21 protein-coding genes are annotated in these 24977 nt (G+C 31.5%); 17 read left to right on the forward strand and 4 right to left on the reverse strand.

The window, feature by feature from the left end; all coding sequences use genetic code 11:
- Positions 1-1060: 1060 nt before the first annotated feature.
- On the forward strand, positions 1061-2419 hold the full coding sequence (locus J2Z43_RS07555; RefSeq protein WP_209456619.1) for a peptide MFS transporter: 1359 nt from the start codon (positions 1061-1063) through the stop codon (positions 2417-2419).
- 251 nt (positions 2420-2670) lie between these two features.
- On the opposite strand, the gene J2Z43_RS07560 is transcribed toward J2Z43_RS07555, so the two are convergent.
- Entirely contained in the window at positions 2671-3498 is an 828-nt protein-coding gene (locus tag J2Z43_RS07560; protein WP_209456620.1) for an EFR1 family ferrodoxin, read from the reverse strand.
- A gap of 524 nt (positions 3499-4022) precedes the next feature.
- Here J2Z43_RS07560 and J2Z43_RS07565 point away from each other — a divergent pair.
- From J2Z43_RS07565 to J2Z43_RS07595, 7 genes are all read left to right on the forward strand, one after another.
- Positions 4023-4985, forward strand: a complete 963-nt coding sequence (locus J2Z43_RS07565) for a methionine ABC transporter ATP-binding protein (protein WP_209456621.1) — start codon at positions 4023-4025, stop codon at positions 4983-4985.
- Between the two features lie 42 nt (positions 4986-5027).
- On the forward strand, positions 5028-5831 hold the full coding sequence (locus J2Z43_RS07570) for a MetQ/NlpA family ABC transporter substrate-binding protein (RefSeq protein ID WP_209456622.1): 804 nt from the start codon (positions 5028-5030) through the stop codon (positions 5829-5831).
- Between the two features lie 86 nt (positions 5832-5917).
- Positions 5918-6577 (forward strand): methionine ABC transporter permease, encoded by a 660-nt coding sequence (locus J2Z43_RS07575; RefSeq protein ID WP_027701243.1) that lies wholly within the window; start codon positions 5918-5920, stop codon positions 6575-6577.
- Positions 6578-6585: 8 nt separating this feature from the next.
- Complete coding sequence (locus J2Z43_RS07580) at positions 6586-7392, forward strand: DUF169 domain-containing protein (protein WP_209456623.1); 807 nt, start codon at positions 6586-6588, stop codon at positions 7390-7392.
- Between the two features lie 169 nt (positions 7393-7561).
- Complete coding sequence (locus J2Z43_RS07585; RefSeq protein ID WP_209456624.1) at positions 7562-8149, forward strand: GDSL-type esterase/lipase family protein; 588 nt, start codon at positions 7562-7564, stop codon at positions 8147-8149.
- A 168-nt stretch (positions 8150-8317) separates the two neighbouring features.
- The gene (lipA, locus tag J2Z43_RS07590) at positions 8318-9205 is read left to right on the forward strand and encodes a lipoyl synthase (protein ID WP_209456625.1); all 888 of its coding nucleotides are present in this window, start codon (positions 8318-8320) and stop codon (positions 9203-9205) included.
- On the forward strand, positions 9202-10188 hold the full coding sequence (locus tag J2Z43_RS07595; protein ID WP_209456626.1) for a lipoate--protein ligase: 987 nt from the start codon (positions 9202-9204) through the stop codon (positions 10186-10188). The genes lipA and J2Z43_RS07595 overlap by 4 nt, the downstream gene beginning before the upstream one ends.
- Before the next feature lie 139 nt (positions 10189-10327).
- Here the strand turns inward: J2Z43_RS07595 and yjeM are convergent, their stop codons facing one another.
- Positions 10328-11824, reverse strand: coding sequence for a glutamate/gamma-aminobutyrate family transporter YjeM (yjeM, locus tag J2Z43_RS07600; protein WP_209456627.1), 1497 nt, complete (start codon positions 11822-11824; stop codon positions 10328-10330).
- A 799-nt stretch (positions 11825-12623) separates the two neighbouring features.
- On the opposite strand from yjeM, the gene J2Z43_RS07605 reads away from it, so the two are divergent.
- From J2Z43_RS07605 to hydA, 5 genes are all read left to right on the forward strand, one after another.
- Positions 12624-13094: a DUF1097 domain-containing protein gene (locus J2Z43_RS07605; RefSeq protein WP_209456628.1), complete on the forward strand. Its 471-nt coding sequence runs from the start codon at positions 12624-12626 to the stop codon at positions 13092-13094.
- A 475-nt stretch (positions 13095-13569) separates the two neighbouring features.
- On the forward strand, positions 13570-14814 hold the full coding sequence (locus J2Z43_RS07610; RefSeq protein ID WP_209456629.1) for an FAD-dependent oxidoreductase: 1245 nt from the start codon (positions 13570-13572) through the stop codon (positions 14812-14814).
- The gene (gene preA, locus J2Z43_RS07615) at positions 14807-16060 is read left to right on the forward strand and encodes an NAD-dependent dihydropyrimidine dehydrogenase subunit PreA (RefSeq protein ID WP_209456630.1); all 1254 of its coding nucleotides are present in this window, start codon (positions 14807-14809) and stop codon (positions 16058-16060) included. Before J2Z43_RS07610 ends, preA begins: the two co-directional genes overlap by 8 nt.
- Positions 16061-16094: 34 nt before the next feature.
- A complete protein-coding gene (locus tag J2Z43_RS07620; RefSeq protein ID WP_209456631.1) occupies positions 16095-17315 on the forward strand; it encodes a Zn-dependent hydrolase in 1221 nt (406 codons plus the stop codon).
- Positions 17316-17345: 30 nt separating this feature from the next.
- Entirely contained in the window at positions 17346-18713 is a 1368-nt protein-coding gene (gene hydA / locus J2Z43_RS07625) for a dihydropyrimidinase (protein WP_209456632.1), read from the forward strand.
- Positions 18714-18936: 223 nt separating this feature from the next.
- Here hydA and J2Z43_RS07630 read toward each other — a convergent pair whose 3' ends face one another.
- The gene (locus tag J2Z43_RS07630; protein WP_209456633.1) at positions 18937-19974 is read right to left on the reverse strand and encodes a YdcF family protein; all 1038 of its coding nucleotides are present in this window, start codon (positions 19972-19974) and stop codon (positions 18937-18939) included.
- A 254-nt stretch (positions 19975-20228) separates the two neighbouring features.
- Between J2Z43_RS07630 and J2Z43_RS07635 the strand changes: the two genes are divergently transcribed.
- The 4 genes from J2Z43_RS07635 (at position 20229) to J2Z43_RS07650 (ending at position 24455) form a co-directional block, all read left to right on the forward strand.
- Positions 20229-21065, forward strand: coding sequence for a hypothetical protein (locus J2Z43_RS07635; protein ID WP_209456634.1), 837 nt, complete (start codon positions 20229-20231; stop codon positions 21063-21065).
- A 26-nt stretch (positions 21066-21091) separates the two neighbouring features.
- On the forward strand, positions 21092-21601 hold the full coding sequence (locus tag J2Z43_RS07640) for a hypothetical protein (RefSeq protein ID WP_209456635.1): 510 nt from the start codon (positions 21092-21094) through the stop codon (positions 21599-21601).
- Positions 21602-21984: 383 nt separating this feature from the next.
- Positions 21985-22212 carry a hypothetical protein gene (locus tag J2Z43_RS07645; protein WP_209456636.1) on the forward strand — a complete coding sequence of 76 codons (228 nt, stop codon included), beginning with the start codon at positions 21985-21987 and terminating at the stop codon, positions 22210-22212.
- Between the two features lie 281 nt (positions 22213-22493).
- On the forward strand, positions 22494-24455 hold the full coding sequence (locus J2Z43_RS07650; RefSeq protein WP_268828402.1) for a Na+/H+ antiporter: 1962 nt from the start codon (positions 22494-22496) through the stop codon (positions 24453-24455).
- 269 nt (positions 24456-24724) lie between these two features.
- Here J2Z43_RS07650 and J2Z43_RS07655 read toward each other — a convergent pair whose 3' ends face one another.
- On the reverse strand, positions 24725-24916 hold the full coding sequence (locus tag J2Z43_RS07655; protein ID WP_209456637.1) for a hypothetical protein: 192 nt from the start codon (positions 24914-24916) through the stop codon (positions 24725-24727).
- Positions 24917-24977 lie beyond the last annotated feature (61 nt).

The following is a 24977-nucleotide window of genomic DNA, read 5'->3' on the forward strand; positions in this document are numbered from 1 at the left end:
TCAGGGATATTATTATATAGATGTTGTCAATTTTCTTTTCAATAGTGCCTAAACATTAATAAATAATACATTTGATAATACACTTGATAGTTGAATTATGATTACTTATTTTTATATATTTTAATTAGTAAATGAACGAGATGTAATTTTTTTGCATCTCTTTTTTTGTTGTATATAATAGTGGAAATATAATATAATATTACATAAAAATTTTATTGTCGAATAATTATTACATTTTGTATATTTATATTGTATAAAAATTTGCAATGTGGTATCATTTACAATGTTGGAATAATTATTATGGTGATTAAGATAAATATTTACTACATAAAAATTAATTTAAAAAAGTCGATAGATCTAGTAATGACAATGACTAGATCATTTGCAAAATTGATAAAAAAAAAGCGAATATTTAAAAAAATCACTAAAAAGCAAAAGCTTTTAAATCTAGATTTGCGGAATTAGCAGTTTCAGTCTAAATAAAATAGATCAAGCTGTCTGTAAACTGATGAAATTATTATTTCACGCTGAAACTCAGTTTTAAAAAATCAAAGGATGGTTAAAGTTAAGGTAATGACAACGTTTTAAAAATGTAAAATGACCTATATCTTAAACTTTCTGAAAAATGGGATACTTGCATGTAACTAGCAAATTATAACCATTGAAATTAAAACTTCGTTTTAAAAGTATTAAGAATAAATATAAAAATAAATAGGAAAACGTTGCTAATTAGCGACATATAAATTTGAAATTTTCAGATTAGTTGTGATTAAAGTGTGTGACGTTAAATATTATTTTAATGACGAAGTTTATGTTGATTGAAAAATCAGCAAAAATTTATAGCAAATCAATTTGTACAGTCTATAAATAAAACTTAAAATTAATTTATTTATATTGGATAAATTAACTATAAGTTTAAGTTCGAAGAAGAATTATGCAATTATTTTAATGATCATCTCGGATTGATTTGCAAATTGGCTAAATTTTTCTTTATATTAAAGAAGAAATAGCTAAATGTTCAAACAATATAAAAAAATTTATTTAAGAAAGGATTTTACTTATGAGCACACAAACAGTAAAGAAAAGGTTCCCGATAGGATTTTATTTCTGTGCAACAACATTTTCATTTGAAAGAGCAGCATACTATTCTGCAAAATTCCTAATCTATATCTTCTTAACTACTGCAATAGTTAACGGTGGTCTTGGAATAGATAAGGGACAAGCGGCGATAATGCAAGCCAACCTTGTTGCATTTACTTACCTTGCACCAATATTTGGAGGATATATATCAGATAGATGGATAGGTGCTAGATACACCGTACCTGTAGGTATGTTTATCATGGGAGCTGGATATTATGTAGGTTCAATCGCTAGTTCAGTTTCAATGGTTAATATAATGATAATTCTTGTTTCAATTGGTACAGCATTCTTTAAAGGGAATGTATCAGCAGTAAATGGTCAACTTTTTGATGATCAAGATCAGCTAGATGCTGCATTCTCTATACAGTATTCATTTGTTAATATAGGATCTTTCATCGGAACTACAGCAGTTGGTATATTATACCTAAAGACATTTGCTAAAGCTGGAGTACTTGGATTTTCTCAATGTTTCTTCATAGCAGCAGTTCTATGTGTTATAGGTGGTTTATGGTTCATACTTGGATGGAGATTCCTTGGAGATGCTGGTAAGAGACCATTTAAAGAGGGAATAGTTGCTGAAAAAGTTGAAGATGCTCCTTCTGATGCTCCTCTTACAGGAATGGAGAAAAAAAGAATATGGGCAATCATACTTGTATCTATATTCTCAGTAATATTCTGGTTATTCTGGTATTTAACTTACCTTGCAGTTTATGATTATGGAGCTGAGTTTGTAAACATGTTTGTTGGAGGATTTGAAGTACCTCTTGCATGGTTTGACTCATTAAACGCACTAGTTTGTATAGTTCTAGGTCCAGTTCTTGCTGCATTATGGATAAAGCTTTCTAAAAGACCTCAAGGCGATATGAGTTTATTTAGGAAAACTGGTCTTGGATTAATATTCTTAGGACTTGCATTCTTAATGCTTGTTGGTGCTGAGATCACTAGAGGAATTGGAGCAGCAGCAACAGCTAAAGCTAGTATAGTTTGGATAATATTCTTCGGTATATTACTAAGTTGTGGAGAAATGCTATTCTCACCACTTGGAAACTCATTTGTAAGTAAGTTCGCTCCTAAGAAATACTTAGGTGTACTTATGGGAGTTTGGACATTCGCTACATTCTTAGCTGGATTAGGTTACGGATATATATATAAATTTACTTTAAATTTCGATATGATTAAAGTATACACTGTTATACCTATAATACTATTTATAGCAGCTGCACTTTTATTCGTATTCGACAAGTCATTAAGTAAACTTGTTGTGGATGACGAAAACTAAAAATATTAAATAAATTACAAAATAGGTCTTAAATTTTTTAAGACCTATTTTTTAGTTTAAAGAAATCTAAAAAGTAAGATATTTACTTATAGTTAATTATGCAAAAATTTAAATTTTGTTTTTTTAGTTTTAAATTCTATATATTATAAATGTAGCGATTAACTAAAGGTATTATAAATATAAATGTAGCTGATTAACATAAGACATAAAAAATATAAATCTAGGTTATAAACAAAAGACATTTTAAACATCTAAATAAAAATTTCAGGCTCAGCTCTTCTTTCATACATATCCTCAAGCTCCTGCTTATGGTATAAATACCCTTCATCATTGTAATACCTAGCATTTTGCGGACATTTTTTTATACAAGCGCCGCATTTTATACAAATACCTGTAAACATTCTTATATCGTCAAAACTTATAGAATTCATCGGACAGACGGAAACACATAATTTGCAATCATTGCAATTATCGTTTGTATGCGGTTTAACCTTTAAAATATTTATAGAATAACCATATCTATCTCTAGGTAGGTAGTATCCTCTATAAGGATAATCTGTACCTTTCACTGGTATTGGATCATCTAAATCATAGTAATTCAATGACTTGATCTTTTTCACAATCTTATTTGAGAAATCAACTGCAATTTCATAATCTTTACTGTCAGGTCTTCCTTTTGCAAGTATTCTTGAAAAAGAATGTTCTCCGATAAAAGCAGCAGCTCCTATAGTTTTAAAATTATCTTTAACCAAAATATCTCTAAGTTCTATAAGGGCGTCATCATAATCTCTATTTCCGTATACTGCAATTGGAACAGCAATTGCTCCATTTCCTTCAATAGTCGATAGAAAATTAAGAAGTACATTAGGAACTCTTCCAGCGTATACAGGAGTGCCAAATATAACGAGATCTTCTCTTTCGAAGTTTATTCTATTGATTCGCATTTTTGCTGGTGTAAAATCAATCGTTTCACATTTTATATCTAGAGAATTTGCTGCATTTTCAGCTATTGCAGAAACTATCTTTTCGGTTGTACCTGTTGCACTAAAATAAACTGTGTATATCCTTTTAACATCCATATAGGCCTCCTAGAATTATAAATAAGATCAAATTCGATTATAGCGTTATTTAAATAACTATTTTGATGAGAGTATACCATATATTGGTTTAGAATTCAGCGCTTTAAATTGCCTTTCGGTTGCTTCGTTATTTTTTGTACTATATTTTTAGATAGTATCAGAAGTAGATAAGATTTTCGATGATTGGGAAATCATTTTCTGGACGCTTATTTTAAAATAGATTTATTTATTAATAAAAAATTTCTATATAAAAAAATTTAACAAATATTTTTTTATATTTTTATATAGTTATTATTGGTGGAATAAAAAAAGTTCTATGTTCTTAAAAAGCGACAAATTAATACAAGTATTGATATCACTTGCTTTGAAAAATATCGATAATACATATTTATATTATAAAAAATATTAACAATATACGAATAGATTAAAGCTATAAAGCAAAGGAAATATATAGAAAATTACTATAATTAGTATCTTTTATGATGTGATATTATTATATGGCAGTCATTTAAGGAGGATTTAATATGATAAAAATTGCAGCCTTAAAAAAATCATATGATAAAGATGTAATTCTTGAAAATATCAACCTTAACATAAAAAAGGGAGATATATATGGACTTGTTGGAGCGAGTGGAGCTGGTAAATCAACTCTGCTTAGATGTATAAATGGTTTGGTAGATTACGATAGTGGAAGTCTTGTAGTCGATGGCGTTGATTTGAAGAAATTAAATAATGAAGAATTGATGGAGTTTAGAAAGAATATCGGAATGGTATTTCAGCAATTTTCGCTGTTAGAAAGATTAACGGTGTATGAAAATGTCGATCTTCCAATGAAGTGCTGTAAGTACAGCAAAGAGGATAGACAAAAGAAAGTTAATGAACTTTTAGACTTGGTCGGTTTGCTTGATAAAAAGGATAGCAGACCAGGAGAATTGAGCGGAGGTCAGAAACAAAGGGTAGCGATTGCCCGAGCTTTAACTCTTGATCCTAAGATACTTTTATTTGATGAAGCTACATCAGCGCTTGATCCTAACACTGCAAATTCTATACTGCACTTGGTTCGTAAAATAAATGAAGAATTTGGACTAACTGTTATTGTCGTAGCCCATCAAATGGAAGTCGTTAGAAAAGTATGCAATAAAATGGCGCTTCTAAAGGATGGTGAGCTTATTGCAGATGGTAAGGTAACGGATATATTTATGAATGAACCAAAAGAGCTTAGAGAGCTATTAGGTAAAGACAGCAAAGAAGTTCTTCCAGCTGATGGAGTGAACATAAAGATAGTAATCAAAAATCCAGAAGATAAGTATATTATTTCGGATATAACAAGAGATACAAATATCAGATGTAAAATTGTATGGGGAGGTATGGATAAGTACAGAGATGAAGTCAATGGATCATTTATAATAAACTTGGCTTTGGAAGATATGACTATATTGAAGAAATACCTTGAAGATAAAGGAATACAATTTGATGAAGCAATATAGAAGCACAAAATAAATTATCAAAAGAGATAGGAGCAAAATAATATGAAAAAAAGATTAAGTTTAGTTTTAACACTTGTACTTGCTTTAGCAGTAATGGTAACTGCAACAGCTTGTGGTAAAAAAGAAGAAGAGAAGATAACATTAGGTTCAATGAGTACAACAGAGCCAATAGTAGTAAAAATAAAAGAGCACCTAAACAAAGAAGGATACAATGCAGAGACAGTTTTATTTGATGCAAATAATGCTGCAGCGATAGCCGCAAAAGATGGGGATTTATCTGGATTTGTTCACAACCATAAACCTTGGATAGACACATTCAATAAAGAAAACAACTCTAAACTTACAGTAGTTGATCCACACTTAGCATACTATAGATTTGCGATGTATTCTTCGAAATATAAAAATATAAATGAATTTTCGGATAATATGACAATAGGTATAGCAAATGACCCGACAAATACTGAAAACTCTCTTAAATTCTTAGAAAATTTAGGGCTATTAAAACTAGGAGAGAAAAAAGGTGAGTTTTACACAATTTTAGATATCAAAGAAAATCCTAAAAATATTAAATTCTATGAAACTGATGTAGCAACAATAGCTAGAAGTATCAACGATGCAGATGCAGTAATTTCACCAGCTATAAGAATACAACAAGCGGGATTAGATCCAAATAAGTTTATAGAGGAAGATAAGACTTCTAAAGATTTCCCAGTTGGTTTGACTGTTAATGAAGAAGACAAAGATAAAGATTGGGTTAAAGAAGCTCAGAAATATATTTCTACCGATGAATTTAGAACTTGGTTTGAAAAAGAGTACAACGGAACATTAGTACAATATAATAAGTAGATTTCTTATTATTTTAAATAAGTAAGATAAATCTATTGGTAGACTTAGAAATATTGTGAGTGTTAGGAGTGGTAAAGTTGAGTAAAATGGAACTTTGGATGGATTATACAGAAAAGATAATTTTACCATCGGTTGGGGCTACTATAAGAATGACTTTGATATCTATGGTGCTAGCATGTATTTTTGGTTTCCTGTTATCAATAGTTTTAGTGCTTTACGGGCCAAATAATGGACTTAAACCTAGACCAAAAGTGTACAAGATTCTAGATTTTATAATTAATATAATTAGGGCATTTCCAATAATAATTTTAATTGTAGCTATATCTCCGATTACAAAGATACTAGTTGGAACTACTATTGGAGAAAAAGCGGCAATTTTTCCACTGACAATAGCGGCAATTCCTTTTATAGCGAGGGTTATTGAAAACTGTCTTCTTGAAGTTGACAAGCAGCTTATAGAAGTTGCAAAATCATTTGGGGCAAGTAATCTACAAATAATAGTGCATTACATGATTAAGGAATCACTGCCAGCAATTCTTTCGGGAATTACTTTATGTACGATTAACTTCCTTACAGCAACCACATTAGCAGGTGCAGTAGGAGCTGGAGGACTGGGATCAGTGGCTCTGAATTATGGATACCAAAGTTTTAACAACTTCATTTTGTATTTTTCAGTGTTTATTATCTTGATTCTTGTGGAAGCGATTCAACTTACAGGGAATTTTGTTTATAAAAAATTAAAATAGGTGATGTTATGAGTATAGAAGAGAGAACAAAATTATTATCATCGCTATTAGATTTAGAAAGAGCTCCTATAGGAGTAAAATTCTTAGTCAATGAAGATGATTACAATAATTTTGAATGTGATGAAGTAAAAGGCAGAATGACATACTGCCTTATGGTAAAAAAAGCGATAACTTCAGGACAAATGATGAAAGCTACAATCAAGAATATAAATTGCCCTGGAGCAGCTAGAGCTTTAGGTTTGATGGAGATATCAGATGATTTCAAGTCGGGAGAATACGGAAGAAATCTAAAAATATACAAAAACTTACTGATAAGCAAAAAAGTAGCGAATGAGATAGTTTTCTGCAATCACAAGGTAAGAGGATTTGCAGTTGGTCCGCTATCTGAATTTAAAGATGATCCAGATGTTGTACTTATGGTTGTAACTCCGTACAAAGCAATGAGAATTGTACAAGCTCACACATACAACAATGGAATTCACAATAACTTTACTATCTCAGGAAATCAGGCGTACTGCTCTGAGATGACAGCAGTTCCTTATGAAAAGAATACAATAAACTTATCGTTATTCTGCTCAGGAACTAGAGCTGTAGGAGGATGGGGCGAAGGCGATATGGGAGTAGGTTTCCCATTCCATTTCCTAGAGAATATAATCGAAGGGGTAGTAGGTACTCTAAATGCTGTTGAACCTAACAGTAAGAAAGAAGTCATAAGCAAGAATCTTGAGGATAACGATGTTAATTCCGACGGGATAGATATTAGGCTAAATGAAAATTACTACAGAAATGTTTATACGTTAAAGAAGGACGAGTAGTCATAGAGATATTTAATTATATAGTAAAGACCTAGAGAAAAGAAACTTTTTTTCTAGGTCTTTTTTCTCGAGTATAAAATTGGACGAAAATAAATTCAAATATACTGTATTGATATGACTAGATGTGTTATTGTACTATAAATAAACAAAATATATTGGTGGTGAAATTATGAAAATAGTGTGTTTAGGTGATAGTTTGACCTATGGTTATGGAGTAAAAAGATCTGAATCTTGGTGTAGAAAATTAGAAGAGAAATTAAATGCTACAATTCTAAACAAAGGAATCAATGGAGATACTACATCAGGTATGCTTGCTCGTTTCGAAAGGGATGTATTAGCTGAAAAACCAGATGTACTGCTGTTTATAGGGGGTACAAACGATATTTTTCTCAGTGAAAATACAGATATAGCTAAAAATAATATAGCTGCAATAGTGCAACAATCATTGTCTGTGGGTATTTTACCTATAATAGGATGCCCGACTCCAATACATGAAGAGTTAGTTGAAGGAAAATGGAAGTTGTACATGGAAAATACTAATATAGTAGAGACGCTGAAACAATATCACGAGTGGTTGAACTTATATTCTAATACTTATGATGTTAAGCTAATCGATTTTTATACGGAGTTTTATAGTGATAATATAATTCAAGACAAACTCAAGTACTATCTAGATGGGATACATTTAACAGGAGAAGGCAACAGTTTAATTGCCGACATAATTTACAAAAAGCTTAGGGAATTTGATATATTATAACATAAAGCTATATATATTTATAATACATCAACGTCAATGTATATAAATACAAAAAGTATATCGACATTGACAGTAATTTATAATACACAGTTTTTGTAGTGATAAAGGTATATCAACATTGACAAGCGATTTGTAATACATAGCTTTTTAGGGATAAGGAGGATGCAAATGAGCAATGCAAATATTAAGAGAAGAAAACCTGAGTGGCTTAGAGTAAAGTACAATCACAATTCAATTCGCCATGTGAGTAGTCTAATGAATCAATTATCGTTAAATACTGTATGCAAAGAGGCAAACTGTCCAAATATGGGAGAATGCTATAATAAAAACACAGCTACATTTATGATTTTGGGAAGTCAGTGTACTAGAAATTGTAGGTTTTGCAATGTAGTTCACGATCTGCCTGAAGAAGTAGATCCTATGGAGCCAATTCACGTAGCAGAGGCTGTGGAAAAATTAAATTTAAAGCATGTAGTTGTAACTAGTGTTACAAGGGATGATTTAGAGTTCGGCGGTGCAGAGCAATTTGTTAAAGTAATAGAAGAAGTTAGGAAACTATGTCCAGATACGACTATAGAGGTATTAATACCGGATTTAAAAGGTGATAGAAACAGTTTGAATATGATTGTTGATGCAAAACCAGATGTACTTAATCACAATGTTGAGACCGTTAAAAGGCTATACGATACAGTCCGTCCAGAGGCAGATTATAAAAGATCTTTGTTTGTTCTAGAGTACATTAAAAATAAAGACCCACATATGCTTACCAAAACTGGATTTATGGTAGGTCTGGGGGAAAAAGATGATGAAGTTTACGAACTTATGGATGATATACTTCAAACTGGCTGCGATATACTTACAGTTGGGCAGTATTTACAACCATCATCAAAACATATAGATTTGGTCGAATACATTACTCCAGAGAAATTTGATACATATAAAACTGAAGCTTTGGAAAAAGGATTTAAATTTGTTGCGAGTAGCCCTCTAGTTAGGAGCTCGTATAATGCAGCTGAAGCGCTTAATATCAGGAAGAAAGAGGAGAGTACTATATGATTTATGTTCCTTGTGATTCATTAGATCCTTACTACAACTTTGCTCTTGAGGAACACCTAGCATTAAGCGGAAAAATAGACTTTCCTGCTTTGTTCATGTTTTGGAGAACCGATCCAACTATTATGATAGGACGATTTCAAAACACTATGGAGGAAATAAACCACAATTACATAGAAAAAAATAATATACAAGTTGTAAGAAGAAATTCAGGTGGTGGTGCTATCTACACAGATCCTGGAATATGGCAGTTCTCTTTTATTGTAAAAGATTATGAAAGAGACAAAATAGATTTTAAAGGTTTTGTAGATCCAATTATTAAAGCTCTTAAAAAAATCGGTGTAAATGCAGAGCTTACGGGTAGAAACGATCTTTTAGCTGATGGAAAGAAAATATGTGGAAATGCGCAATTTATGAAGTCTAAAAGCATGGTACATCACGGATCTATACTATTTGATGCCAATATTGACAACATGACTTCTGGACTTAGAGTATCAGAAGAAAAGATTAAATCTAAAGGTGTTAAATCAATTAGTTCTAGAGTTGCAAATATATCCGATTGTATTAATTCACAGCTAACTGTGGATGAATTTAGATCGATTATGTTAGATGAACTATTAGATGAAGATTATAAAGTATATCATTTAACTGAAGAGGATAAATCATCTATAAAACATTTATACGATAGTAAATTTAATACATGGGATTGGAACTATGGAAAATCGCCAAAGTTCACAATATTCAAATCGAAGAGATATGCAGGCGGAAAGATTGAATTTAATTTAAATATTGAAGACGGAATAATTAAAGATTGTAAGTTATATGGGGATTTTTTTTCGCTTAAAAATGTCGGCATTTTAGAAGAAGGTTTAGTCGGAATTAAGTATAGAAAAAATGAATTAAAACAAAGACTTGACGAACTAGATGCTGGATCTTATATTCACAGTACAGGAAGCGATGATTTATTGGATTGTTTAATTGATTAAATATTAGTTTTCGTAGCTATTATAATTCTTGTTAACATTAAAAATATAAAAAATAAAAAGAGTCTTTTATAAGCTAACTATAAAAAGTGCCAGAAAACAAATCTGTTTTACTGGCACTTTTGTGTTTATATATTAATTCCTATTGTTTTCTCAAATAATTACGTTCATATCTACCGAATAATACCAATGCTATAACTGTAAATACAATTGGTCCAGCTATTTGGAATATAGTAGAAACATAGTCTCTGTTTTCTAGTATTGGTTGGATTATAGTAAATACATTGGCAAAAGTTATAGTTATTACAACTACAGCAGTTGCAACTAATACAGCACCTTTAGATTTGTATATAACAAATGGTCTCTCGATGTCTTCTCTTTTCTTAAATGGTATGAATGCAAGAGCTATGAATATATAAGGTATTGTCATAGCTACATTTGACATAAGTATTAAGTAGTTTAAGAATGCTGATGAAGTATCTCCGCCAAATGATGTAATAGCAATTATTATTACAACTATAAAACATTGAACCCACATTGCATTTACTGGCATTCCGTTATCATCGAGCTTGATTAATTTTTTAGGCCATATTTGTTTTGGAGTACCTTCGATAAGTTGTTTTATTGGAGAATAAATCAATGTGAAGAATGCTCCTGTCAATGCTAAGAACATTGAAAGTCCAACAAATCTTGAGAACCATGCAGCTAATTGTAGACATACACCTTGGCTTAGATTTAAAGAATCACCTAAGTAATATCCTAAGTTACCAACTGTTAAGTAAGCTACGTTTGCCATGTTTATTGTATCCCCAGATAAATCTCTGCTCCAATTACTGAAGAATCCAACACAAAGGATACCAACTGAATAACCAATTGCAACTATTATTGCTGCTAGTGTGATACCTTTTGGGAATGTTTTTTCAGGATTTTCTGTTTTATCGACAAGTCCACCTACAACTTCTAGACCACCATATGCAAATAAAGCAAATACCAAGAACGAGAAGATGGATAAAGGTGTCTGATAGGCTGCATTTGGTGAAGTAGTAAATGCTGTGGCCGTAATAGGTTGGGCGAGTTCAAAACCATTAAATATTAGGACTAAAATTGCACCAACAATTAAAACGGCATTTATTAGTGCAACAAATGTACCGCCGACTGAAGTTACTTTTTGAATTTTATCGAGACCTTTACTGCTTAAGAAAGTTATTGCAAGCATCCAAAGAATTGCAAGTATCGCCAATACTTTCGGTGCTGTTAAACCTAAGAAAGCAAATGTAGATGTCATATCTTTACCGAATATTAAGTTGGTAAATGGAACCCATATACCAGTTGAAACGTTAACCATCCAGATCAGATAAGATGTGTACCACATAAAGGTAACTACAAATGCGTACTTGGAATTGACAGATTTGTTCATCCAAGAGTAGATACCCCCTGTTTCTTTTCTAAAAGCTGCCCCAAATTCAGCTATCATAAATGCGTAAGGTATAAAGAATGTAAGTGCTGAAAGGATATACCACGGAATCGCAGAGTATCCCATAAGGAAATAGGCTCTAGTTATGTTTGTAAAGCCAAATACAGATGTAAAAATCATTAAAATTAACGACATTAAGGTAAGTTTCTTTCCATTATCGTTCATAACATACTCCTTTCGCTTGAGATAATTTTCCCAAACTTAATTTAATAATTATGATTAGATCGCAAGTAAATCATCTAAATCTTAAAAGATTCTTTAGATTTAACTAAATAATGAAAACGTTATCCGACATATCTATCATCACTTCCTTTTTATTTTTGAGACCTTTTCTGTATGATATGTGAAATATTTTTTTGTAGTGTTTTACACTATATGTATATTTAATTAAATTATATCAATAGAAAGATGAAATGTAAACAATGTAAAATGGTCAAAAATACTTAATATTTAAACTTGTATTAAACTTTCTTACATCGGTGAAAACTTATTTAAGTAGAACTACAAAAAGTTAATAAGTAATAATATTTGAGTTAATAAAATTCGCTTTTTTATAGCAATACTAAAAGAGAGGTATAAAAAGTTATTTGAGTAATTAAAAAATAAGTTTTTACTATCTTTAATAGAAATTTTCGATGAATAAATAGCCAGAGAATGTAATATATATTTTAAATAAATAAAATTAAAACTTATTTTTAAAGGTATAATTGAAAAAATAGATAAATTATATGAAGGAAGATATAAGGTAGAGAACAAGTATAAAACGTTTTTAGTATATAGGTTATATTTAACATAAATTTAAAGATAACTAGTCTTGGATAAACATATAAGAATATGCTATAATTAACTAATCAAATTTGTGAAAATTGTAATTATTAGATTAATTTCATAAAAAATAAAAAAGATTTTTAGCTAATATTTGGTAAGTTGCTACACTCAAAATAATATAAGGGAGGATGTAGAAATGACTCAATTGATGGCTTTAAGTATAACGACTGGTATTCTATGTGGAGTATGGTCGTACATAAGTGGTCCTATTGGTTTACTAGCATGGATAGGATTTGCGGGTTGTACGACTTATTTTGCTTCAGGAAAACATGGAATTGATGGGGTTTTCACTACCATAAGACAGAATATGTTTGGAGTTTTATGTGGTATGGCTATAATAACTTTATGCGATTTATTTCCTTTTCAAGGATCTTTAATGGTATTTAGTGGATTTTTAACATTTGTAATGTGTATAGCCGGAAGATTCAAATACCTAGCGTTTATACCAGGAAGTTTTGTGGGATGTTTTTCAACATTTGCGGCTAATGGAGACTGGGTGGTCTTAGTTATAACTCTACTTTGCGGTGCCGTACTTGGTATTGCATGTGATAAGAGTGGTGATTGGCTGTACTCAGTCTTTGGAAAAGCTGAAAATGAAGCTAAATAAGCGAAGTAAAAGAGAATAAAATAAGTGAGTTAAAAGAAAGTATAAAGAAGTGAAGAAAAAGAGAGTAAAATAAGTGAGTTAAAAGAAATCATAAATAAGTGTAGTAAATTAAGTTTTAAAGTAGAGTTTCAAAATACAATTTAATAATTAAATTATAATATTTAAAGATAAAAAGTTATATTCTAAAAACAATTTAAACATTATTCAAAGCTATATTAAAGTTTATTTTATATTGTAAGAGCTACGAATATCATCGAGGAAAATATTATCTAAACACTATCTATAATAGAGTTCTGCAATAGAACTCTATTAAGAAGTTCAAATCAATTAGTTGCTATCTATAATTTTAGGAACTGTCAATTAACAGTAAAATGTTTTGTGGTGAATTTGCTTATTTTTTTATTTAGTAATATTTTTTTAGGACAGATCCTATATTTTAAGATATAGAAAAAATCTTATAATAAGGGGGATTAGAATGTCAAAAGTATTAGAACTAAAGTACAAAGAGTCTTTGACTGAGAAATTCAACACTAGGACAGCAATGGAAGAAGCATCACGTTGCCTATTGTGTCACGATGCACCATGTAGTAAAAGCTGTCCAGCAGAAACTGATCCAGGAAGTTTTATTCAATCAATAAGATTTAAAAATGTTAAAGGTGCAGCAGAAACTATTAGGACAAATAATGTTCTAGGAGGGAGCTGTAGCCTGATTTGCCCACACGATAAATTATGTGAGGGAGCTTGCAGCAGAACGGGAATTGATAAACCTATAAAAATAGGGAAATTACAAGAGTTCGCTGTAGAGCAAGAAAAATTATTTGATATGGCAATATTAAAATCTCCAGAAGAGAAGAAAGATCAAAAAGTAGCATGTATAGGTTCAGGTCCTGCTTCGCTTACTTGTGCTGCTGAGCTTGCATTAAAAGGCTACGATGTAACTGTATTTGAAGCTGAGGACAAAATCGGAGGAATTCTTACATATGGAATAAATCCATCTAGAATTAATAGAGAGCTTGTAGACTACGATATTGAAAAAATCAAATCTATAGGTGTAAATTTTGTGATGAACAAAAAAATAGATGGTAAAAAAGGTATAGAAGAGCTTAAAGGCGATTTTGATGCTGTTCATGTAGGTGTTGGTCTTTCAGAATCTAAAAAGGTAGATGAAAGCAATATAGATTACAATGTAACAGGTGTTAGAAGTGCTCTTGAGTTTTTAAAAGATGCAAGAGAAAGCGATGGAAAAATAGATATAGGCGATTATGTCGTAGTTATCGGTGGTGGAGATGTTGCCATGGATTGTGCTATGACAGCTAAACAAATAGGGGCTAAAAATGTATCTATTGTATACAGAAGAAGTATAGCTGAAGCTCCTGCCAATATTGACGAATTAGATATAGTTCAAAAAATGGGTGTATCTATAATAACTCCTTTTAGACCAGAAAAAACAATATCTGAAGGTGGTAAGCTTGTTGGTCTTAATTTTAAATCTAGAGATGAGTACTCAGAACTTAATATAAAGGCTGACACTTTAGTAGTAGCAATTGGACAAGAGGTCAGTTCTGAATTTAAAGACTTTGAGGTTGAAGACGGTGTATTTGCATCTGGAGATTTAATAAACTCTGGTGATACTGTAGTTCAGGCTGTTGCAGAAGGCAAGGTGGCTGCATCAGAGATTGAAAAGTATTTAAGTAAAAAGGAGGTAAAAGTATATGGCTAGTAAAAAAGATTTATCTATAGAATTTTTAGGTGTCAAATGCGAAAATCCTTTTTTCTTATCCTCTTCTCCTGTATGTAGCAACTATGACATGATAGCAAAAGCATTTGATGAAGGTTGGGGCGGAGTTTTTTATAAAACAGTTGGTATATTTATAGCTGATGAATGTTCCCCTCGTTTTGATATAACTAGCAAAGAATCTACTGTATGGACTGGATTTAAAAATATGGAGCAGATTTCAGATAAACCTCTTGAAGTTAACTTAGAGTACATATCCAGACTTAAAAAAGATTACCCAACTAAGGTAATGGCTGTAAGTATTATGGGAAGTACTGTAGAGGAGTGGGAGACATTATCTAGACTAGTTACTGAAGCTGGTGCAGATATTATAGAGTGCAACTTCTCATGTCCACAGATGACTACAAGTGCTATGGGATCTGATGTAGGTCAAGATCCAGACTTAGTTTACAAATACACAAAGGCTGTTGTAAGCCAAACTCATCTACCAGTAGTTGCTAAAATGACTCCAAACATAGGTAATATGGAGGTTCCAGCAATTGCAGCAATAAAAGGTGGAGCAAAAGCGATATCTGCTATAAACACAGTTAAGTCAATTACAAATATTGAGCTAGGCAATATGACTGCGATGCCAGTTGTAAATGGAAAATCTTCTATATCAGGGTATTCAGGAGCGGCTGTAAAGCCAATCGCACTTAGATTTGTAGCCAATTTAGCTACTCATCCTGAAACTAAAGACACTCCGATAAGCGGAATTGGAGGAATAGAAACTTGGCAAGATGCGCTAGAGTTTATACTAGTTGGATCATCAAATCTACAAGTAACTACAAGCGTTATGCAGTATGGATACAGAATAGTAAAGGATATGATAAGTGGTCTATCTTACTACATGGAAGAACAAGGAGTTGATAAGCTAGAGGATTTAGTAGGGGCTGCGCTTCCTAACATCATTCCAGCAGAAAATCTAGATAGAGATTTTATGGTTGTTCCTAAGATAGATGATGATAAATGCGTTGAATGCGGTAGATGTTATGTATCTTGCTTTGATGCAGGACATCAGGCGATTGACTGGGATTCTGAGAAGAGAGAACCTAAGATCAACGACAACTGTGTTGGTTGCCACTTATGCCTAAATGTCTGTCCCGTACAGGGATGTATAACTCCAGGCGAAGTTAAGTTTAAAGAGGGAAGAGAAGCTAAAGATGTAAAGCTTCAAGAAATTTACGGCTAGAATTAAAATAATCTTTAAAAAGGCGGTGCTTAGCATGATAACTTGCAGTAAAGAAAGAATGGAAGACAAAATAGTTACCTTTAGTAAATTTGGTGATACAGGTAAAGGTGGAATTACTAGATTATCGATGTCGCCAGAAGCAATACAAGCAAGAGACGAACTTTGCAAGAGATGCAAAGCCCTTGGTATGGAAATAAAAACAGATGATATGGCAAATATCTACGCCACTATACCCGGCGAAGAAGAGTTACCTGCAATAGCTATGGGATCTCACCTGGATTCAGTAATTCAAGGTGGAAACTACGACGGAGTTTTAGGTGTGCTTACTGCTATGGAAGTAGCTGAAACTATAGTAGCTGAAAAAATTCAACACCGTCATCCTATAACTGTAGTAGTTTGGACAAATGAAGAAGGTGCTCGTTTTGAACCTGCTCTTATGTCTTCAGGAGTTATAAGTGGAAAATTCGATAAAGCCGATATGTTGGCATCAGCAGATAAAAAAGGTACTACATTTGCAGAAGCCTTAGAAGCTAGTGGGTACAAGGGCGATGAATCAAATCGTATGACATCAGATAACTATAAAGCGCTTTTAGAGCTGCATATTGAACAAGGCCCTGTTCTAGAGGACAAAAAGATAGATATAGGTACAGTAGAAGGTGTTGTAGGTATGGTTAACTACGAAATATTCTTTAAAGGTCAATCAGGCCATGCAGGAACTACTCCAATGCCTTACAGAAAAGATGCTCTTTATGCAGCATGTAAGATTATTCAATACTTACACGATGAACTTGATAAACTCGACAGCAATTTAGTCTACACTACAGGTAGAATGGATGTTAAACCTGGAATACATACAGTTATTCCAGATGATGTCAGTTTCTCATTAGATGCGAGACATCAAAATCCCGATGTTATACAACAAGTTGTGGAAGTTGTGGAGAGAATACCTAAAGAAGTTGAGAAATGTGAAGCTGGCTTTAAGTTGAATTGGAGAAGAAAAACTACACCATTCAATACTGAATTAGTCGACTTTGTAGAGAAAAATGCTAAAGAGTATGGATACAGCAATACGAGATTATACAGCGGTCCCGGTCATGACGCTCAGTATATGGCAGACGTTCTTCCTACTACTATGATATTTGTTCCTAGTGTTGGCGGACACAGCCACTGTGAAATAGAATACACTCCTGTAGAAAACTGCTGGAAAGGTGCAAATGTACTACTCCAAACAGTTTTAGATGTGGATAAGAAGTAGTTAATTCTAAACTTTATTGGAGGTAATGATATGGATCTAATTATCAAAAATGGAACACTAGTTACTGCTACAGATATGTACAAAGCGGATATAGGCGTAAAAGATGGAAAGATATATGAAATCGGAGCAGATATCACATGTGATGGAGCAAAAGTTGTAGATGCCTCTGGAAAACTTGTTCTTCCAGGAGCTATAGATGCTCATACACATTTAGCAATGCCTTTTGGTGGTACTGTATCTGCTGATGGATATTTGGCGGGTACTAGAGCCGCAGCATGTGGAGGAGTTACAACAGTCTTTGATTATCCAATGCAGAGAAAAGGAAGCGGGCTTATCGAAACAGTTCAAGCTAGAAAAGATATGTGTGATCCAGAGGCCTGTGTAGATTATGCTTTCCATTGCTGTATTACAGATTTAAATGGCGGATCTATTTTAGATGAATTTGCAGATGCAGTTGCATATGGAATTCCAAGTTTTAAATGTTTCTTAGTTTATAAAAAAGAAGGAATGATGGTAGATGATGCAACATTGGTTAGAGTTCTACTAAAAGCCAAAGAGACAGGAGCGATAACTAATATCCATGCCGAAAATCCAGATGTTATAGATATGAATATTGAAAACTTCCTTAAAGAAGGAAAGACTTCTGCATGGTACCACTATTTAAGTAGACCTGAGTTTGTAGAAGCAGAAGCAGATAAACGTGCTGTTCACTGGGCTAAGTCAATTGACGCTCCACTTTACTTAGTGCATATGGCTGATAAAGAAGGTCTAGAAGCTGCTATTAATGCAAAACATGAAGGCGCTGAGATTTACATAGAAACATGCCCTCAATACCTTGAATTCACTTGCGATGTATACAAGAGAGAAGATGGAAGAAACTTTGTATGTTCGCCACCAATGAAGGGTCAAGAGAGTCAAGATGCTCTTTGGCATGCAATTAATATAGGAGCAATAGATACAGTTGCAACTGATCACTGCCCATTCCAAAGCTACGAAAAAGATTGGGGTAAAGACGACTTTACTAAGATACCAAATGGATGCGCAGGTGTTGAAAATCTTTATCCATACATGCTTGCAGCTGCGAATGATGGAAAGTTGAGTTTTAGTAGAGCTGTAGAACTTTGTTCAACTAATCCAGCTAAGATTTTCGGATGTAGCGATAAAGGAGCTCTTGTTGTTGGAAAAGATGCTGATATAGTTATTTACGACAAAGATAAAGATTTTACTGTAACAGTTGATACAATGCACTCTGATTACGACCATACTATTTGGGAAGGCAAGAAACTTCACGGATATCCAGTTAAAACGTTTGTACGTGGAAACCTTGTATACGACAATGGAGACTTTGTTGGAACACCTGGATACGGAGAGTTTGTAAAGAGAGTTGGTAGAAAGTAATAGATAAGTAAGTAGATAAATAAATAAATTTAAATATTGAAGGCTCTTCGTAAAGTATATAAATATTGGTAAGAGGAGCTAAGAAGTAAGATGTAAAAATAATATAAAAATAAGGCTATATAAGTAGAAATAAACATCCTTTTAAAAGGGTACATTTTAAAACTATATAGCCTTATTTTTTTATATTATTTAAAATAAGTTGATCTAAAATAGTGATTATAGATTACACCATATGCCTCATCACTATATCAAAAATAGAGATCAACAAGCTAGTTCCAACGATACAAGAAACAACTATTATATGTCTTTTCTTATTCATAACAGCTATAGCAATATATTCTCTAATAAAAGCATTTGGTAGAAAATAAAAAGCAGTTTTGGAACCTATCCCTTGACTTCTAAGCCCAGCCATCTTGGCGAATAAGCTAGCTCTAAATAGATGGTAATTATTTGTAACAAATACGCTGTTGTAGTTTTCGATATCTTTTTTATCCATAATATATTTAGAAAACTTCATATTTTCATATGTGCTGACGGATTTATCTTCTAGTAGAGTATTTTCAATAGGGATTCCCTTATAAACAGCGTACCTCTGCATACCCAATGCCTCGGGGATATCTTCGTCACTTCCTTGACCACCAGAAAATACAATTTTAGGAGGTGTTCTTACCACTTCTTGTTTTTTGTAGAACTCAATAGCTCTATCAATCCTGCTAGCTAATAGAGGTGGAACCCTTTCACCGATCAATCTACTTCCAAGTACAATTATGTAATCTTGATTAAGTTTTGGCTTGTTGAATAAATATATCAAAGATATTGATAAGAAGTTAAATACACTAAAAAAGTAGTAAACTAAAATTAAGTCAATCCAAGCTACAAACATCCCACTATTTATCCCCCAGATTTTGTGAGGCATAAACCCTCTTAATAATAGATAACAAAGTAGTCCTACACCTAAAAATAGAGTAAGTAAATTTGATAATTTTTTGCTTTCTTTTTTCATAACGATTCGTGCATTGATTAGGCAAAATGTAATTAATATCATTAAACCAAAAATAGCGATAAACAAGAATACAAGTACCATAAGTACTAAAATTATTTGTAAATTTGGTATAGTGTAAGATATTATTCCTATTGATATAAGTGCAAAGAATAAAAAGATATTGAATAAAAGTCCGTTTACTATTCTTCGAGGTTCCTTTTTATAGGATATGAAGAACAAAAAAAATGAAATTAATGTAATAATAATTGAAAGTTTCATATCTACCTCGCATTGAAATTATTTGAGTAAATAATTTTACTCGTACAGATAAATTATAGCATAAATACGATTTATTTATTCATTTGATAAATGGGATTAAATTAAAAGCTATTTAAACTTAAGATAATCAAAGGTAAGCTTTAAATCAAATTTGTGTAATAGCTATAAATATAAGTGCAAATTATGTATAATATTAGTATATTTGAGCGAAAGAAATATTATAGTGAAATTATTATTCAGCAGGGGGGTATTTTATGGTAAGGGCTAGATATGAGATACTTAAATATATACAACATGAAATCAGCTATAAAGACTGGGGAGTTAAAATTACTAGAGGAGCTATTACTCAGGATAATTTAAACGGAAATCTTTTGTTGCAACTAAAATTTCAAAATATATCTAATATAAATATAAAGGAAGTATTTTTAAGCATTGAAAGTTACGATGAAGACTGTATAAAAGTAAGCGAAAAAATAGGACATAATTATAATTATATTAATGTATACCCAGGAGATTTTTTTGGAGACGATAATCCTATAATTTTAACCAGCACTAAGACTAGAAAAATTAAAATATTTTTAGAAAAGATAGTCTATAGCGATTTGAGTTTTATTGAGTATATAAATAATGAAATCTCAACTCCAATAAATAACCCGAATTATCAAGAGGACGATCATATATGCGATAATAATGAAATAGATTATGGTAAAAATAGGCAATATTCAAACTTAGATCAAGATCAAAGAGAAGATCGATACCAAGGAAAAAATCAAGATCAATACAGTGATCGCGGTCAAAACGTAAATATAAATCTAAAAATAGACAAAGGAACCATAGATAACGATACAAGGGAAACCAGGGAAAGTTATAAGAAGCATAATCATAACAAACTTGATAAATTGAGGGATGAAATAAAAGCTTCAAAATCAAAGAACGTGAAAAAGAATAGTATTATAGCAGCAATTATTGTAGTAGTAATTTTAATTGCTTTATATTTAATAGGATCCTATTCACAAAAACCAGAGCCAGATAGATACCGCAAATTAGATGAATATATGGATACAATATCTGTTTCAAACGCTGGAGACTAGAATAAATATTTTTAGGAGAGATTATTATGGAAAATAAAACAGCAAGAATTTTAAATACTTTAGGGTTAATTATAGGGATAGGATACTCTATAATCGGAGTTTTGATATTTGTATTTTCACTGTCGTATGATAGCTACTATTACGATGAATCAGATCCAATTACAGGATTTATGGTGGCCGTTCTATTAATAATTATTGGTCTAGTATTATGCTATTCATTAAAAGCAATAGCAGAGTTATTGGAAAATAGTGCAATTCAGACTAAGAGCCAATTAGAGATAGTTGATATACTTAGAAATAATCAAGGGAATAATTATGGAAACAATCAAATAAATGATAGAGGTTATAATAATAACAATACTTCAAACTATGGTAATGTTAATAACAATAACAACTATGCTAACAGACCGAATTACAGCAACAGTCCTAATTTAAGTAAAAATGAAGTTAATAGCTATGACAGTAATAATAGCTATGACAATAATAATAACTACGAAAATAATAATTATGACAATAATGATTTGCCAAAATTGTAATTATTAAAGGAGTAATTATTGAAAATAGTCCCTTAGAATACAAGAATACAGAGATTAATGTTTGTATATACTACAGCATATATACATTAATCTCTGTGTTTTTTTGTGCAAAAAATTGTTGATTTATATAATAAGTATCCAACTTTATTATTATTGAAAATACAGTAAAAATAAAGAAAGAGTTTTGTAAGAAATGAGTAAGAAAAATGAACAAATAAGATCCTATAATAAATATATAGCAACACGACTGTTATAGAGGAGGGAATAGAAGAAGAAGAAGTATAATAAATAAGGTTAAAAAGAGAGATAAGAGTGGTCTGAATCCTCTACAAAAGACTAATTTTGCTATAAGTGCGGCGGGATCAATTGTTATAATAAACATTTTGGCAGTTTTAATTAGTTTTGCAAGTAACCCTTATCTTGATTCAATGAAACCTATGCAGATGCAGTTGTATATAAACTGGATATTACCTGTAGCAATCATCGCAGGATTAGCAAGATTTATGAAAAATATATCTAGTTTAGACTTTACACGAAATCAAAAGATAGAAAATGGAATTTTAATTGTAGTATCAATAGTATTTTGTATAGTTTTATTTAACTGGCATTAATTGTAGAAATATTTAAGGGATAATTTAAGAGATCTATACAAAGTAAGGTACATTAGTGTACTATCTTGTATAATCTTTTTTATTTCAACAATAATAAAATTAGAAATTGTATACAAAACTTTATTTTTTATGGTATTAAAACAAAATAGTGACAATAAAGTAATTTAAGGTCAATATATGGTAAAATATATGTATGATTTTATAAATAATGTACAAGAATATAAATATATATTGTTGCGCAATTTAAAGGAGGAGTATCTATTTTTACATATATTTTAATTCTGTTAATTTGTATACTGCTTTCAAACGTGATAAGTAGATTTTTACCATATTTATCAATTCCTATAATACAGATCGTTATGGGTGCGATTATTGTAATAATAAATCCGATGTTTAACATAGAACTCGATCCACATACATTTTTGTTGATGTTTATCGCTCCACTTCTTTTTTACGATGGAAAACGTGCCGATAAGAGATCACTTTGGAATGAAAGAAAAAATATACTGTTAATGGCATTGGCATTGGTATTTGCAACGGTATTTATAGTTGGAATACTTATAAACTGGCTGGTTCCACCAATTTCATTAGCAGCTGCATTTGCGCTTGCAGCAGCTTTATCACCTACCGATTATGTTGCAGTTAGTGCGCTTTCTAAAAAAATTGACCTTCCCAACAAAGTGGTTCACATAATAGAGGGAGAGGGTCTTATGAACGATGCTTCAGGCATCGTATGTTTTAAATTTGCGCTTACAGCAGCACTTACGGGTACATTTTCGATTTTTAATGCAACTGAGAATTTCTTTTTGGTTGCAATAGGAGGAGTAATTGTAGGTTTAATTTTAGAGATGTTTCTTATTTATTTTGAAAAATGGATAAATAATCTTGGAATGGAGGATTTGACTGTAGAAGTACTACTTCAAATATTAACACCATTTGTAGTTTATCTAATTTCAGAAGAGGTATTTAAAGTTTCGGGAGTACTGGCTGTAGTAGCTGCTGGAATGGTATATTCAATGTCTATTAAAAAACCAAAAATGAATAACGCAAGGCTTAAAGAAGTATCTGAAAATACATGGTCGGTGCTTGTTTATATCTTAAATGGATTTGTATTTATGATAGTAGGTCTTCAACTACCTAACATAATTAAAACAGCTTATCTAGAAGCTTCAATCAATACCTCTGTTGCCATTTTATATATTCTAATTATATCATTTGTGCTCTTATTTCTTAGATTTATTTGGGTATTATTTATGTACAGTATTGGTGATAAATCGAGTGAGGACAGTATAAAAGTAAACTGGTTCGATGCACTCTTAACTTCGCTATCTGGAGTTAGGGGCTCTGTTACGCTTGCAACGATTCTTTCTATTCCGCTGACTCTGAACAATGGTAATCCGTTTCCTAATAGAGACTTAATTTTATTTTTGGCAGTTGGAGTAATGCTGGTAACGCTTTTGATTGCAACATTTATACTGCCATTGTTAGCAAAAAAGGATACTTCAGAAGAATATGATTACTCAGAGAAGCTTAAGAAGGCTCAAATAAGAGTGTGGAGAGAAACTATAGAGACACTAAAGTCTAAAGAATCGGATAATCCATATGTAGGTATGGCCATTGCAGAGTACAAGTATCAAATCAGTCAAATTGAAAGAGGAAATACGTATTATAAAAGTTGGGAAATTAGAAGCAAAGAAGAAAAAAAATTGCTTATAAAATGTTTTAAAAAAGAAATTGAGAATACACATAGATTATTAGAAGAAAAAGAGATCGATGAAGATGTAGCGTTCGATTGTGAAAGCATACTCGAGAATAAAATTAGGATAGAATCTTTGGCAACAGCAGCATCTATGGGATTTAGAAGACTGTTTAGGATGTTGATGCTTTATAAACGAAGAAAAAAAGTTACAACTTCTGAAGAGAAAACTAGAATGATAGCAATACAAGACACACATGCTATTAATGCGGATTATATAATAGAGTACCTAATAGATAATAAAAACGAAGACAATGAAAAAATATACAACAAAGTAATTGAGTACTATAAAGGTATAAAATTGATGTCTAGAAGACCTATAATAAGAAGAGTTGATAAAGGTGAAAAGAAAAAAATAGAAGTAATTTCTCTACAAATAGAGAGACATACTATACAGAGTTTGTTTGAAAGTGGGATTATTAATTGGAGTATTGCATCTGAACTAAGAAAAAATCTAAATTATATTGAAAGTGACACACTAAGTTAAGCTAATTAAAATGTACATGGGATTAGTATCTTAATGAATAGAAAGCATTATCTAAATATAAGACAAAGGCCATATGAATGATAATTCATCATAAAGTTGTATTGAACATGATCGTTAGATAAGACATAATGTAAATCAATGTAAATTAATGTAAAGATGAATTGACTAGTATGTTATTTAGATGTATACTTAATATAAGAAATGAATATAATAGTAAAAGGATCACAACTAATTGATCGTTAGGTGTCGCTTCTTATATGATAAAAAACTTAATCAATGTCAGAGACATCCGAATGGCCTTTCGGGTGTTTCTTTATTTTTTGTATCTTATCATCTATTTCCATATAGTTACCAAGCAATAAATCTATTTGTATTAGAACCTTATTTATGGCAAATAGAATACTAGCAATAAATGCTAACATACTTAAAATAACTATTTCCATATAGACACTTCCTTTCATAGAAGGTTGAAACTTAATATGGAAACGACACCTGTTTTTAGTTGTGATCCTATTAATACAT

The organism is Metaclostridioides mangenotii, from assembly GCF_017873185.1.
Lineage (GTDB): Bacteria > Bacillota > Clostridia > Peptostreptococcales > Peptostreptococcaceae > Metaclostridioides > Metaclostridioides mangenotii.

Coding starts and splice junctions, on each gene's coding strand:
- J2Z43_RS07555 (WP_209456619.1), top strand. CDS start 1,061: ATGAGCACACAAACAGTAAAGAAAAGGTTCCCGATAGGATTTTATTTC.
- J2Z43_RS07560 (WP_209456620.1), bottom strand. CDS start 3,498: ATGGATGTTAAAAGGATATACACAGTTTATTTTAGTGCAACAGGTACA.
- J2Z43_RS07565 (WP_209456621.1), top strand. CDS start 4,023: ATGATAAAAATTGCAGCCTTAAAAAAATCATATGATAAAGATGTAATT.
- J2Z43_RS07570 (WP_209456622.1), top strand. CDS start 5,028: ATGAAAAAAAGATTAAGTTTAGTTTTAACACTTGTACTTGCTTTAGCA.
- J2Z43_RS07575 (WP_027701243.1), top strand. CDS start 5,918: ATGGAACTTTGGATGGATTATACAGAAAAGATAATTTTACCATCGGTT.
- J2Z43_RS07580 (WP_209456623.1), top strand. CDS start 6,586: ATGAGTATAGAAGAGAGAACAAAATTATTATCATCGCTATTAGATTTA.
- J2Z43_RS07585 (WP_209456624.1), top strand. CDS start 7,562: ATGAAAATAGTGTGTTTAGGTGATAGTTTGACCTATGGTTATGGAGTA.
- lipA (WP_209456625.1), top strand. CDS start 8,318: ATGAGCAATGCAAATATTAAGAGAAGAAAACCTGAGTGGCTTAGAGTA.
- J2Z43_RS07595 (WP_209456626.1), top strand. CDS start 9,202: ATGATTTATGTTCCTTGTGATTCATTAGATCCTTACTACAACTTTGCT.
- yjeM (WP_209456627.1), bottom strand. CDS start 11,824: ATGAACGATAATGGAAAGAAACTTACCTTAATGTCGTTAATTTTAATG.
- J2Z43_RS07605 (WP_209456628.1), top strand. CDS start 12,624: ATGACTCAATTGATGGCTTTAAGTATAACGACTGGTATTCTATGTGGA.
- J2Z43_RS07610 (WP_209456629.1), top strand. CDS start 13,570: ATGTCAAAAGTATTAGAACTAAAGTACAAAGAGTCTTTGACTGAGAAA.
- preA (WP_209456630.1), top strand. CDS start 14,807: ATGGCTAGTAAAAAAGATTTATCTATAGAATTTTTAGGTGTCAAATGC.
- J2Z43_RS07620 (WP_209456631.1), top strand. CDS start 16,095: ATGATAACTTGCAGTAAAGAAAGAATGGAAGACAAAATAGTTACCTTT.
- hydA (WP_209456632.1), top strand. CDS start 17,346: ATGGATCTAATTATCAAAAATGGAACACTAGTTACTGCTACAGATATG.
- J2Z43_RS07630 (WP_209456633.1), bottom strand. CDS start 19,974: ATGAAACTTTCAATTATTATTACATTAATTTCATTTTTTTTGTTCTTC.
- J2Z43_RS07635 (WP_209456634.1), top strand. CDS start 20,229: ATGGTAAGGGCTAGATATGAGATACTTAAATATATACAACATGAAATC.
- J2Z43_RS07640 (WP_209456635.1), top strand. CDS start 21,092: ATGGAAAATAAAACAGCAAGAATTTTAAATACTTTAGGGTTAATTATA.
- J2Z43_RS07655 (WP_209456637.1), bottom strand. CDS start 24,916: ATGAAAGGAAGTGTCTATATGGAAATAGTTATTTTAAGTATGTTAGCA.